Raw genomic sequence first — 12243 nt, forward strand, 5'->3', positions numbered from 1 at the left:
CCAGAGGCAAGAGGCCAAGATGCAAGGAAATGACCGGCTGATCGACACCCCGCCGACCGTGGCGGCGCGCGAATTCACCGATGCCACCGCCGCCGTCGATCATCTCTGTGCGCTCTATCAAGAGGCGGTGGAGTTCCTGCGCGCGAGCTTCATCAGCGCCCTTGCAGGGCCACAGCCCACGCACCGCATCCGCGCCTTTTACCCCGAGATTCGGTTGACCACGTCAAGCTTTGCGGGGATCGACACGCGCCTGTCCTTTGGCCATGTAGCGGTGCCCGGCACCCATGCCACCACGGTCACGCGGCCCGATCTCTTTCGGAATTACCTGATCCAGCAGATCGGCCTTCTGATCGAAAATCATGGCGTTCCCGTCAGTATCGGCGTCTCGGACACGCCCATGCCGGTGCATTTCGCCGTGGCGCAGGATGCGCGCATGGCGGTCCCGCATGAGGGCGCGGCCGGGTTCACCCTGCGCGACGTGTTCGACGTGCCCGATCTGGGCACGATGGACGATGACATCATCAATGGCTTGGCCGAGCCTGATGCCAGCGGCACTGCCCCGCTGGCCCCGTTCACCGCCCAGCGCATCGATTATTCGCTGGCACGGCTGGCGCATTACACGGCGACCTCGCCCGCGCATTTCCAGAACCATGTCCTTTTCACCAACTACCAGTTTTACGTCTCGGAATTCGAGGCCTATGCCCGCCGTGCCCTCGCCGATCCGGACAGCGGCTATACCAGCTTTGTCGCGACCAACGATGCCGAGATCACCGCGCCCGATGCCCCCTTGGACATTCCCGCCAAGATGCCGCAGATGCCCACCTACCACCTCAAGAAGGCTGACGGGTCGGGCATAACACTGGTCAATATCGGCGTCGGTCCGTCCAACGCCAAGACGGCGACAGATCATATCGCCGTGCTGCGCCCCCACGCCTGGATCATGGTCGGCCACTGCGCCGGCCTGCGCAATTCGCAGCGCCTTGGCGATTATGTGCTGGCCCACGCTTACCTGCGCGAGGATGGCGTGCTGGACGCGGACCTGCCCACATGGGTGCCGATCCCGGCGCTGGCCGAGATTCAGATCGCCCTCGAGGAGGCAGTCGAGGATGTGACCCAGCTGGAGGGGTACGAGCTGAAGCGCATCATGCGCACCGGCACGGTCGCCAGCGTCGACAATCGAAACTGGGAGCTGCGGGATCAGTCCGGTCCCGTTCGCCGCCTCAGCCAGAGCCGCGCGATCGCACTGGATATGGAGAGCGCGACGATCGCGGCCAACGGTTTCCGCTTTCGCGTGCCATACGGCACCTTGCTGTGTGTTTCCGACAAACCGCTGCATGGCGAGCTGAAACTGCCGGGCATGGCCAGCGACTTCTACACAGGCCAAGTCGCGCGCCATCTGATGATCGGGATCCGCGCGATGGAAACGCTGGCTCAAATGCCGCTTGACCGTCTTCACAGCCGGAAGTTGCGTGCCTTCGACGAAACAGCCTTCCTGTGACAAGCGCTTTTCTGCGCAAATTTCGCATAGGATGCGCCAGTATGCGTTGTAATACCCATTAAAATAGCGTTACACCTGTCCGCGAGGCCCATTTCCCGGGCAAGAAAAGGAGACCACTCGATGGCAAAACCGATGACCAAGACCCAGCTCGTGGCCGCACTGGCCGAAGAAATGGGTAGCGACAAGAAAACTGCGGGCACTGCCCTCGACAGCATTATCAGCGTCATCACGCGCGAAGTGTCGAACGGCGGCGCCGTCACCCTTCCCGGCGTTGGCAAGATCTATTGCCGCGAGCGCCCCGAGCGGATGGTTCGCAACCCCGCCACCGGTGAGCAGATCAAGAAAGACGCGGACAAGGTCGTCAAGATGACCATCGCCAAGGCTCTCAAGGACAGCGTCAACGGCTGATCTTGCATCTGGCATGAGATTTCTAAAGGGTCGCCCGAACAGGCGGCCCTTTTTCTATGGGCCGGAACGAAGGGACAAGGGCCAGGCATGGATGTGCGCAGTATCATTATGGGCGTCGGCTTTGCCATCATGTGGTCCAGCGCCTTCACCTCGGCCCGGATCATCGTTGAAGCCGCCCCGCCCCTCAGTGCGCTGGCGCTGCGCTTTCTCATCTCAGGCGGGCTAGGGGTGGCGATCGCGCTGGCGCTGGGCCAATCCTGGCGCCTAACCCGGGCGCAGTGGCGCGCTTGCATCATCCTCGGCATCTGCCAGAACGCGCTATATCTGGGCCTCAATTTCGTCGCGATGCAGACGGTCGAGGCCTCGCTCGCAGCGATCATCGCCTCCACCATGCCGCTTCTGGTAGCGCTCATCTCGTGGCTGTTCCTCGGCCAGCGCCTTCCCGGCCTTGCCTTCGCGGGCCTTATCGCTGGCTTTGCCGGCGTGGCGATCATCATGGGTACGCGCTTTTCCGGCGGGGTCGATCCCTATGGCCTGACGCTCTGCATCCTTGGTGCCATCGCGCTCTCGGTGGCGACGCTGAGCGTGCGCGGCGCCACCTCGGGCGGCAATTTCCTGATGGTCGTCGGCCTTCAGATGCTGGTCGGGGGCGCGGTGCTTGCGGTTGTCGCGTCCCTCACCGAAACGCTGATCGTCGACTGGAGCTGGAAGCTGGGCGCAGCCTTCGCCTGGACCACGCTCATCCCGGGCCTCGCCGCGACGCTGGTCTGGTTCAGGCTGGTGCAGCGCATCACCGCAACACGCGCCGCCACCTTCCACTTCCTGAATCCATTCCTTGGGGTCGCCATCGCCGCAATCGTTCTGAACGAGCAGCTGCACCCGACCGACCTCATCGGCGTCGCAATCATCATGGGCGGCATTCTGGCCGTGCAACTCTCACGCAGGCCCGCAAGATGAGCGTAACCCCAGCTTCACCTTGGTAAAAATACTCAAAACTCACCGAGCCCTGCGCGCGGTCAGCCCACCTTGCATGCCGCCAGCACCGCCATGTTGACGATATCCGTCGCGGTCGAGGTAGAGGAGCAGATCTGCACCGACTTATCCAGCCCCGACAGGATCGGGCCGATCACCGTGGCGCCCGCCATTTCCTGCATCAGCTTGACCGAGATTGAGGCCGAGTGCCGCGCGGGAACCACAAGGATATTGGCCGGGCCGGTCAGCCGCTGAAACGGATACGCCTCCTGCGCGGCGGTGTTCAGCGCCACATCCACCGTCATGTCACCCTCGAACTCGAAATCCACGCCGCGGCTCTCCAACACCTGCGGCGCGCGGCCCATTTTCTCGGCCCGCTCCGATTGCGGATAGCCGAAGGTCGAAAAACTGACGAAGGCAACGCGCGGCTCCAGCCCCAGATGACGCGCGACAGCTGCGGCGCGCTCGGCAATATCGGCCAGATCGTTCTCATCCGGCCATTCCTGCACCAGCGTATCGGCCACCAGCACGATACGGCCCTTGTGCATCACCGCCGTGACACCCGCGACGCCATGCTCGGCATCCGCATCGAAAACGTGATTGATCAGCTCCAGCACATGCGCGGATTTGCGCGTCGCGCCCGTGATCAGGCCATCGCCATGCCCATGCGCCAGCATGAGCGACGCAAATACATGCCGGTCCCGCGTGGCCAGCTTGTGAATGTCGTGACGATCAAACCCTTTGCGTTGCAGACGATTGTAGAGGAATGCACGATACTCCTCCAGATGGGGAGTATTCGCGGCGTTCACGATCTCCAGCTCGGACACCGCATCGGCCATGCCGGCAGCCTCCAGCTTGGCCTGAACATCCGCCTCGCGGCCTACGACGATGGCCTTGCCCATCCCGGCGCGCTGGTATTGCACCGCGGCGCGCAACACGCGGGGGTCATCCCCTTCGGCAAAGATCATGCGCGCTTGCGCTGCCCGCGCCCGCGCGTTGATCGAGCGCATGATGCTGGCCGTCGGATCCATCCGGCCCTTCAGCGAAACCTCGTATGCCTCCATGTCGACGATGGGGCGCCGCGCGGCGCCTGTATCCATGCATGCCTTGGCCACCGCAGGTGGAATCGTGTGGATCAGCCGCGGATCGAAGGGCGCGGGGATGATGTAGTCGCGCCCAAAGGCCAGCTTGCGCCCATAGGCCATACCCACCTCGTCCGGCACATCCTCTCGGGCGAGCCGCGCCAGGGCTTCGGCGCAGGCGATCTTCATCTCGTCATTGATGGCGCGGGCATGAACGTCCAGCGCGCCGCGAAAGAGGTAGGGAAAGCCGAGGACATTGTTCACCTGGTTCGGATAATCGCTGCGCCCAGTGGCGACGATCGCATCGGGGCGCACGGCATGCGCCTCCTCGGGGGTGATCTCGGGGTCGGGATTCGCCATGGCAAAAATAACCGGATCGGGCGCCATGCTGGCGACCATATCCTGCGTCACCGCCCCCTTCGCCGACACGCCAAGGAAGACATCGGCCCCCTCCATCGCCTCGGCCAGCGTGCGGCGATCCGTCTGAACCGCATGGGCGGACTTCCACTGGTTCATGCCCTCGGTGCGTCCCTGATAGATCACGCCCTTGGTGTCGCACATGAGGGTATTCTCATGCCGCGCACCCATGGTTTTCAGCAGCTCGAGGCAGGCGATGCCCGCCGCGCCCGCCCCGTTCAGCACGATGCGAACATCCTCGATCTTCTTGCCGCTCAGATGCAATGCGTTGATCAGGCCCGCCGCACAGATCACGGCGGTGCCGTGCTGATCGTCGTGGAAGACGGGGATATCCATCTCTTCCTTCAGGCGCTGCTCGATGATGAAGCATTCGGGCGCTTTGATATCCTCGAGGTTGATACCCCCAAAGGTCGGCCCCATCAGGCGCACGGCGTTGCAGAAGGCGTCCGCATCCTCGGTATCCAGCTCGATATCGATGCTGTTCACGTCGGCAAAGCGTTTGAAGAGTACCGCCTTGCCCTCCATCACCGGCTTGGAGGCCAGCGCCCCCAGATTGCCGAGGCCCAGAACCGCCGTCCCGTTGGAAATCACGGCCACGAGGTTGCCCTTGTTTGTATAGTCATAGGCCGTCTCGGGCCGTTCTTCGATGGCCAGGCACGGGATCGCGACGCCGGGGGAATAGGCAAGGCTGAGGTCCCGCTGCGTCGTCATGGGCACCGTGGCCGTGATCTCGAACTTGCCCGGGCTCGGCTCGAGATGAAAGGCCAGCGCCTCTTCGGGGGTGAACTTGGGGTTTGCCATTTGCGGATGCGTCCTGAAAATGCGTTTCCTTCTGCATAGCGGTCTATGCGCGCGCCCTCAACTGCCGTGCTGAATGGGGTTTCGCCGGGCGGCCATGGTTTGTAGGTTCTGCGCAGCGATGGGGGACGTTTCGTGACAACCGACACAGTCACGCCGATGATGGCGCAATATCTGGAAATCAAGGCCGAGCATGCGAATGCCCTGCTCTTCTATCGCATGGGCGATTTTTACGAACTGTTCTTCGACGATGCCGCCGCCGCCGCCGAGGCGCTGGACATCGCTCTGACCAAGCGTGGCAAGCATCTGGGCGAGGATATCGCGATGTGCGGCGTTCCGGTCCATTCGGCTGAGGGTTACCTGCTGACGCTGATCCGCAAGGGGTTTCGCGTTGCCGTCTGCGAACAGCTGGAAAACCCGGCCGAGGCGAAGAAACGCGGATCGAAATCCGTGGTGAAGCGCGGCGTGGTCCGGCTGGTAACGCCCGGCACCCTGACCGAGGAATCGCTGCTCGAGGCGCGCCGGCACAATTACTTGGCCGCGATTGCCGAGGTGCGCGGTGAACATGCGCTGGCCTGGGCGGATATCTCGACCGGGGCGCTGCATGTCCTGCCCCTGCCGCCCGCCCGGATCGGGCCCGAGCTTGCGCGCCTCATGCCCAGCGAGGTGTTGGTCGCGGATGGCGCTGACGGCGATATCGCCCATTTAGTGACTGATATGGGCGCATCTGTCACGCCCTTGGGTCGCTCTGCCTTCGACAGCACCGGGGCGGCCAAGCGGCTCTGCGCGCTCTTCGAGGTGCAGACGCTGGACGCGTTCGGCACGTTCGAGCGCGCCGAGATCGCCGCGATGGGCGCCGTGGTTGAGTATCTCGAAATCACGCAGAAGGGAAAACTTCCTCTGCTCCAGCCGCCCCAGCGTGAAAACCTGGCCGGAGTAATGCAGATCGACGCCGCCACACGCCGCAACCTCGAATTGACCCATGCGCTCTCGGGCGGGCGCGCCGGATCGCTTTTGGCTGTGATGGACCGCACCGTTACCGCTGGCGGTGCGCGCCTGCTTGAGCGGAGGCTGTCCAGCCCGTCACGCAATCTGGACATCATCCACGGCCGGCAGGGCATGGTATCCTTCGCCGTGGCACAGTCTCGATTCCGGGCGGATTTGCGCCAGCATCTCCGCAAGGTGCCGGATCTTGACCGCGCCCTCTCGCGCCTCGCGCTGGACCGGGGCGGCCCTCGTGACCTCGCTGCCGTGCGAAACGGGTTGGAAGGCGCCGAGCAGATTGCGCAGATGATACAGACGCTCGATCTACCGGAGATCCTGTCACGATTGACCGATGATCTGACTGGCCATGATGTGCTGCTGGATCTTCTGGATCAGGCCCTGATCGCCGAGCCGCCACTGCTGGCGCGCGATGGCGGTTTCATCGCCGAAGGGTATGAGGCAGAACTGGACGAGGCCCGCCAACTGCGGGATGAGGGGCGCGGCGTCATCGCCCGAATGCAGGCCGAGTATGCCGATCAAGCAGGTATCCCTTCACTCAAGATCAAGCACAACAACGTCCTTGGCTATTTCGTTGAGGTGACGGCCACACATGCCGAGAAAATGCTGTCCGCACCACTGAACGAGACCTTCAAGCACCGCCAGACCACGGCAAACCAGGTGCGCTTCACGACCGTTCCATTGTCGGAGATGGAGACGCGCATCCTCAATGCCGGGGGCCGCGCATTGGAGATCGAAAAGCGGCTCTATGATTGGCTGAAACGCGCTATTTTGGACCATGCCCCCGCACTCACCCAGGTTGCGCGTGCCTTGTCGGAGCTAGACTTGACCGCCGCGCTGGCGGATCTGGCCACCGAGGCCAACTGGTGTCGGCCCAAGGTGGATGATAGCCGCGCATTGAACATCGTCGGCGGGCGGCATCCGGTGGTGGAGCAGTCCCTTCGCGCGCAGGGCGCGGGTCCATTCGTGGCCAATGACTGCAATCTGGGGGACGCCAGCGACATCTGGCTGCTGACCGGCCCCAACATGGCGGGTAAATCCACCTTCCTGCGGCAGAACGCCCTGATCGCCCTTCTGGCTCAGATCGGCAGTTTTGTGCCTGCAACATCGGCGCATATCGGCATTGTCACCCAACTGTTTAGCCGCGTGGGCGCGTCCGACGATCTGGCGCGCGGGCGCTCGACCTTCATGGTCGAAATGGTAGAAACCGCGGCGATTCTCAATCAGGCGGACAATGGCGCGCTTGTCATTCTGGATGAGATCGGACGTGGAACGGCGACCTATGATGGCCTGTCCATCGCCTGGGCCACACTGGAGCACCTGCACGAGGTGAATGGCTGCCGCGCGCTTTTTGCCACGCACTATCACGAGCTGACAAACCTGACCGACAAACTGGCCCGCGTCGACAACGCGACGGTCGCCGTCAAGGAGCACGAGGGCGACGTGATCTTTCTGCACGAAGTGCGGCAAGGCGCGGCGGATCGGTCATATGGCGTGCAGGTAGCCAAGCTGGCGGGCCTGCCAAGCAGCGTCATCGAGCGCGCGCGGGTCGTGCTGGATGCGCTGGAGCGCGGTGAGCGCGAGGGCGGCAGCGCGCGGGATGCGCTGATCGACGATCTGCCGCTCTTTTCCAGCAGACCGCCCTCGACCCCTGTGAAACCCGCCGCCCCGTCCCAGGTGGAAGAAGCGTTGAAAGCCGTGTTGCCGGACGAGCTGAGCCCGCGTGACGCGCTGGCGCTGATCTATGATCTCAAGTCGAAAATGCCCGCAACAGACACTGATTGACGCAAAACGCCCCGGACGGATATCCGGGGCGCGTTTGGTAATATGAGTTCGGGCCGGTTAGCCCTGCATCGACGACACGCCGACCTTGGCCGGGCGCAGGATGCGGTCATGCAGCATGAAGCCCTCGGCAGAGACCTGAATGATCTCGCCCGCCTTCGTCCCCGGCAGCGGCGCCTCGAACATCGCCTCATGGTACTGCGGGTCAAATTTCTCGCCCACTTCGGGCGACACGATGCGGATCCCGTGCTTGGCAAAGACGCTGATCAATTCGCGCATAGTCAGCTCGATGCCCTCGATGAAGGCGGCTGACGCCTCGCGCTGCTCCTCGGGGATCGACTCAATGGCGCGTTTCATGTTGTCGTAGACGGGCAGCAGATCGCGCGACAGCTTGGAGCCGCCATAATTCTCGGCCTCGCGCCGGTCGCGATCCGCCCGCTTGCGCGCATTCTCGGCGTCGGCCAGCGCGCGCAGAAATTTGTCGTGATAGGCGTCGCGCTCGGCGCGGACCGTGTCCAGCTCGATTTCTTCATCCGACGCATCGTTTTCCTGCTCATGATACGCTTCGGCCTCGGCCTGTTCGATATCGTCGAGAAACTCGTCATTGTTGCGCTCTGCCATTCTTTCAGCCCTTCAACTTCTGTCAGCGATCAGCTTGCCGACCAGCTGCGCCGTGTAATCCACAATAGGAACGATGCGCCCGTAATTCAGCCGCGTGGGTCCGATGACCCCCACGGCACCGACGATCTTCCGGTCAGCGTTCATATATGGAGAGACAACCAAAGAGGAACCCGAAAGTGAGAAAAGTTTATTCTCGGAGCCGATAAAGATACGCACGCCCTCGCCCTCATCGGCCAGTTCGAGGAAGTTCGAGATGTCGCGCTTGCGCTCGAGATCGTCAAAAAGAATACGGATCCGCTCAAGGTCAGCCTCGTCGCCACCCGAGCTGAGCAGATGTGAGCGCCCTCGGACGATCAGGCGGTCTGGCCCCTCGCCCTCCTTCGCCCAAACGGCCAGACCGCTCTCGACCATCGCATGGGCAAGCTGGTCGATCTCCTGCCGCCGCTCGCTGATCTGGCGCGAAATAACGGTCTGAACATCGCTCAGCGTTTTGCCCTCGACCAGCGCATTCAGGAAATTCGCGGCCTCACGCATCGAGCTGGGCGTTTGCCCCGGCGGCGGCGTGAAGATGCGGTTTTCGACATGACCATCCCCAAAGACCAGCACGACCAGCGCCCGGTCATGGCCTAGGCTGACAAACTCGATATGCTTGATCGGCGCCTCATGCTTGGGCGCCAGCACCAGAGACGCGCCTTGCGTGACGCCCGACAGGGTCTGCCCGATACGGTCCAGCACCCCCGCGACATCATCGGAATTCGAGGACATGGTGCTGTCCATCAGCGCGCGATCCGCGCTTTGCAGATCCCCCACCTCCAGCAATCCGTCGACGAACATACGCAAGCCGGTTTGCGTGGGCACGCGCCCGGCGCTGACATGCGGGCTGTCGAGCAGGCCCATATATTCAAGGTCCTGCATCACGTTGCGCACGGTGGCAGCGCTGACCTTCTCGCTCAGCTCGCGGGTCAGGCTGCGCGATCCGACGGGCGCGCCGGTCGTGAGGTACCCCTCGACCACGCGGCGAAACACCTCACGCGAGCGGTCATTCATTTCCTCGAGCAGTTGGCGCGCATCAGTCATGCTGGTTTCCTTGCCTCACCCTGTTATCTAAGGCGGTGCCGGGCGCAGGGTCAATCGGGGTTGCCATTCCGGCCCGGCCCCCTGTATCCCCGCGGGAAAGCTGCAAAGAGGATGATCCATGCGCCCTTCCGGTAGAGAGTTAAGCGAGATGCGCGCCGTTTCAATCGAAACGGGCGTCACGAAACATGCCGAAGGGTCCTGCATGATTCGCATCGGCGACACGCATGTCCTGTGCACCGCCACCATCGAGGACCGCGTGCCGCCCTTCATCAAGGGCTCGGGCCTCGGCTGGGTCACTGCAGAGTATGGTATGTTGCCCCGCTCCACCACCTCACGCATGCGACGCGAGGCGACGGCTGGCAAGCAAGGCGGGCGCACCGTGGAAATCCAGCGCCTCATCGGGCGCAGCCTGCGCGCCGGTGTCGACCGCGTGGCACTGGGCGAGCGTCAGATCACCGTGGATTGCGACGTGATCCAAGCCGATGGCGGAACGCGCTGCGCCTCCATCACCGGCGGCTGGGTCGCGCTAAAGCTGGCGGTGAACAAGCTGATGAAGACCGGCGCTGTCGTGTCGGACCCACTGACCGATCCTGTCGCCGCCGTCTCTTGCGGTCTTTATGCCGGGCAGGCCGTTCTAGATCTGGACTATCCCGAGGACAGCGAAGCCGGCGTTGACGGGAATTTCATTATGACCCAATCAGGAAAACTGATCGAAGTGCAGATGTCAGCTGAGGGCGCCACCTATAATCGCGATCAGATGAACCAGTTAATGGACCTGGCCGAAAAGGGCGTGTCCGAACTGGCCGCCGCGCAGCTGGCGGCGGTCGATGCGTAAGCTGACCGGCGATACGCTACTGGTCGCAACCCATAACGCGGGCAAGCTCGCCGAGATCGCGGACCTCCTGGCGCCCTATGGCATCAAGGTCGCCGGCGCCGCCGAGCGGAACCTCCCCGAGCCGGACGAGACCGAGACGACATTCGTCGGCAACGCGCGGATCAAGGCGCATGCCGCCGCCCAGGCCACTGGCCTGCCGGCCCTGTCGGACGATTCCGGGATCGAGATTGACGCGCTGGACGGCGCGCCCGGTGTCTATACCGCCGATTGGGCCGAAACTCCGACCGGCCGCGATTTCACCATGGCGATGACCAAGGCGCATGACCGGCTGGTCGCCAGCGGCGCCCCTGCTCCGTGGACCGCGCGCTTTTGCTGTACACTGGTTGTTGCCTGGCCGGATGGCCATGACGAGGTGTTCCCCGGCACAGCTGAGGGCCAGGTGATCTGGCCGATGCGGGGTGCACAGGGCCACGGCTACGATCCGATTTTCCAGCCGAACGGCTTTGACGTCACCTTTGCCCAGATGGACCCGGCTCAGAAGAACCGCATCAGTCACCGCGCCGATGCGTTTCGACAGTTGGTAGAGGGCTGCCTTGGCTGAAGATTGGCGCCACGGCGGCTTCGGCCTCTACCTGCACTGGCCGTTCTGCGCGGCCAAATGTCCCTATTGCGACTTCAACAGCCATGTCAGCAATTCTGTCGATCAGGATTCATGGCGCGCGGCATTTCTGCGTGAATTAGACCGATATGCCGAGGTGACTCAGGGCCGTGTGGTCAACTCCGTCTTCTTCGGTGGCGGCACGCCCAGCTTGATGCCGCCTGATACGGTCCACGCCATTCTGGACCGCGTGCGGCAGCACTGGACCTTTGCCAATGACATCGAGATTACGCTGGAGGCCAATCCCGGCTCGGTGGAAGCTACCCGGTTTGCGGGCTATGCCGAAGCAGGCGTTAATCGCGTCTCTATGGGCATTCAGGCCCTGAACGACCCGGATCTGCGACGCTTGGGCCGGATCCACTCGGTGTCCGAGGCGCGGGCCGCGTTTGACATTGCGCGCGCCCAGTTCCAGCGGGTCAGCTTTGATCTGATCTATGCGCGGCAGGATCAGACGCTCAAGGCGTGGAAGGATGAATTGTCGATCGCGCTCGGTATGGCAGTGGATCATCTCTCGCTTTACCAGCTGACCATTGAGCCCGGCACCGCCTTCGGCGCGCGGTTAAATGCGGGTGGGCTCAAGGGGCTGCCGACCGATGATCTGGCCGTTGACATGTATGAGGCGACGCAAGAGCTATGCGATGCCGCCGGAATGGCGGCCTATGAGGTCTCAAATCACGCGCGTCCCGGTGCGGAATCCCGCCACAATCTGATTTACTGGCAGGGCGGCGACTATATCGGAATCGGCCCGGGTGCCCATGGCAGGCTCACTCTGGACGGAATGCGCTGGGCGACAGAGGCCTATCCCCACCCGGACGTCTGGCTACCGCGCGCCGACACCGGACAGACCGAAAAGCCACGACAGGCAATCGCGGCTAAGGATCAGGCAGGCGAATACCTGATGATGGGCCTGCGGATCGCCGAAGGCATCGACCTGCTGCGCTACGCCCAGCTTGCAGGCGCGCCCTTGAATCAAGGGAAGATTGACTACCTCACCCAACTTGGAATGGTGCGGCAATCAGGTGACCGTCTGGCCACCACACCTCGGGGCCGCGTCGTGCTGAACGCGGTGATCACCGAACTTTTGCCAGATTAG

The 12243-nt window shown here is 63.1% G+C and carries 10 protein-coding genes; 7 read left to right on the forward strand and 3 right to left on the reverse strand.

Features of this window, described 5'->3' with window-relative positions; genetic code table 11:
- Positions 1 to 19: 19 nt before the first annotated feature.
- The 3 genes from ACEWPL_RS07845 (at position 20) to ACEWPL_RS07855 (ending at position 2863) form a co-directional block, all read left to right on the forward strand.
- Positions 20 to 1498, forward strand: a complete 1479-nt coding sequence (locus ACEWPL_RS07845; protein ID WP_393933175.1) for an AMP nucleosidase — start codon at positions 20 to 22, stop codon at positions 1496 to 1498.
- A gap of 120 nt (positions 1499 to 1618) precedes the next feature.
- A complete protein-coding gene (locus ACEWPL_RS07850) occupies positions 1619 to 1906 on the forward strand; it encodes an HU family DNA-binding protein (RefSeq protein WP_393933177.1) in 288 nt (95 codons plus the stop codon).
- Positions 1907 to 1993: 87 nt separating this feature from the next.
- The gene (locus ACEWPL_RS07855) at positions 1994 to 2863 is read left to right on the forward strand and encodes a DMT family transporter (protein ID WP_393933179.1); all 870 of its coding nucleotides are present in this window, start codon (positions 1994 to 1996) and stop codon (positions 2861 to 2863) included.
- Positions 2864 to 2922: 59 nt separating this feature from the next.
- Here the strand turns inward: ACEWPL_RS07855 and ACEWPL_RS07860 are convergent, their stop codons facing one another.
- Positions 2923 to 5178, reverse strand: a complete 2256-nt coding sequence (locus ACEWPL_RS07860; protein WP_393933181.1) for an NADP-dependent malic enzyme — start codon at positions 5176 to 5178, stop codon at positions 2923 to 2925.
- A gap of 156 nt (positions 5179 to 5334) precedes the next feature.
- Between ACEWPL_RS07860 and mutS the strand changes: the two genes are divergently transcribed.
- The gene (mutS, locus tag ACEWPL_RS07865) at positions 5335 to 7962 is read left to right on the forward strand and encodes a DNA mismatch repair protein MutS (protein WP_393933365.1); all 2628 of its coding nucleotides are present in this window, start codon (positions 5335 to 5337) and stop codon (positions 7960 to 7962) included.
- Between the two features lie 57 nt (positions 7963 to 8019).
- On the opposite strand, the gene ACEWPL_RS07870 is transcribed toward mutS, so the two are convergent.
- Together ACEWPL_RS07870 and hrcA are read right to left on the reverse strand one after the other, a co-directional pair.
- Positions 8020 to 8580, reverse strand: coding sequence for a nucleotide exchange factor GrpE (locus ACEWPL_RS07870; protein WP_393933183.1), 561 nt, complete (start codon positions 8578 to 8580; stop codon positions 8020 to 8022).
- A gap of 12 nt (positions 8581 to 8592) precedes the next feature.
- Positions 8593 to 9657, reverse strand: a complete 1065-nt coding sequence (gene hrcA, locus ACEWPL_RS07875; protein ID WP_393933185.1) for a heat-inducible transcriptional repressor HrcA — start codon at positions 9655 to 9657, stop codon at positions 8593 to 8595.
- Positions 9658 to 9775: 118 nt separating this feature from the next.
- Here hrcA and rph point away from each other — a divergent pair, with 118 nt between their 5' ends.
- From rph to hemW, 3 genes are read left to right on the forward strand one after another with little or no spacing between them, the layout of a single operon-like run.
- Positions 9776 to 10492, forward strand: a complete 717-nt coding sequence (rph, locus tag ACEWPL_RS07880; RefSeq protein ID WP_393933187.1) for a ribonuclease PH — start codon at positions 9776 to 9778, stop codon at positions 10490 to 10492.
- Positions 10485 to 11093: a non-canonical purine NTP pyrophosphatase gene (locus ACEWPL_RS07885; protein ID WP_393933189.1), complete on the forward strand. Its 609-nt coding sequence runs from the start codon at positions 10485 to 10487 to the stop codon at positions 11091 to 11093. Before rph ends, ACEWPL_RS07885 begins: the two co-directional genes overlap by 8 nt.
- The gene (hemW, locus tag ACEWPL_RS07890) at positions 11086 to 12243 is read left to right on the forward strand and encodes a radical SAM family heme chaperone HemW (RefSeq protein ID WP_393933191.1); all 1158 of its coding nucleotides are present in this window, start codon (positions 11086 to 11088) and stop codon (positions 12241 to 12243) included. Before ACEWPL_RS07885 ends, hemW begins: the two co-directional genes overlap by 8 nt.

Origin of the sequence: Roseovarius roseus, assembly GCF_043355935.2 — a bacterium.
In the GTDB taxonomy this organism is placed as follows: Bacteria; Pseudomonadota; Alphaproteobacteria; order Rhodobacterales; family Rhodobacteraceae; genus Roseovarius; species Roseovarius roseus.

What these genes read in the sequence shown, in the direction of transcription:
- ACEWPL_RS07845 (WP_393933175.1), top strand. Translation starts at nt 20, where the DNA reads ATGCAAGGAAATGACCGGCTGATCGACACCCCGCCGACCGTGGCGGCG.
- ACEWPL_RS07850 (WP_393933177.1), top strand. Translation starts at nt 1,619, where the DNA reads ATGGCAAAACCGATGACCAAGACCCAGCTCGTGGCCGCACTGGCCGAA.
- ACEWPL_RS07855 (WP_393933179.1), top strand. Translation starts at nt 1,994, where the DNA reads ATGGATGTGCGCAGTATCATTATGGGCGTCGGCTTTGCCATCATGTGG.
- ACEWPL_RS07860 (WP_393933181.1), bottom strand. Translation starts at nt 5,178, where the DNA reads ATGGCAAACCCCAAGTTCACCCCCGAAGAGGCGCTGGCCTTTCATCTC.
- mutS (WP_393933365.1), top strand. Translation starts at nt 5,335, where the DNA reads ATGATGGCGCAATATCTGGAAATCAAGGCCGAGCATGCGAATGCCCTG.
- ACEWPL_RS07870 (WP_393933183.1), bottom strand. Translation starts at nt 8,580, where the DNA reads ATGGCAGAGCGCAACAATGACGAGTTTCTCGACGATATCGAACAGGCC.
- hrcA (WP_393933185.1), bottom strand. Translation starts at nt 9,657, where the DNA reads ATGACTGATGCGCGCCAACTGCTCGAGGAAATGAATGACCGCTCGCGT.
- rph (WP_393933187.1), top strand. Translation starts at nt 9,776, where the DNA reads ATGCGCCCTTCCGGTAGAGAGTTAAGCGAGATGCGCGCCGTTTCAATC.
- ACEWPL_RS07885 (WP_393933189.1), top strand. Translation starts at nt 10,485, where the DNA reads ATGCGTAAGCTGACCGGCGATACGCTACTGGTCGCAACCCATAACGCG.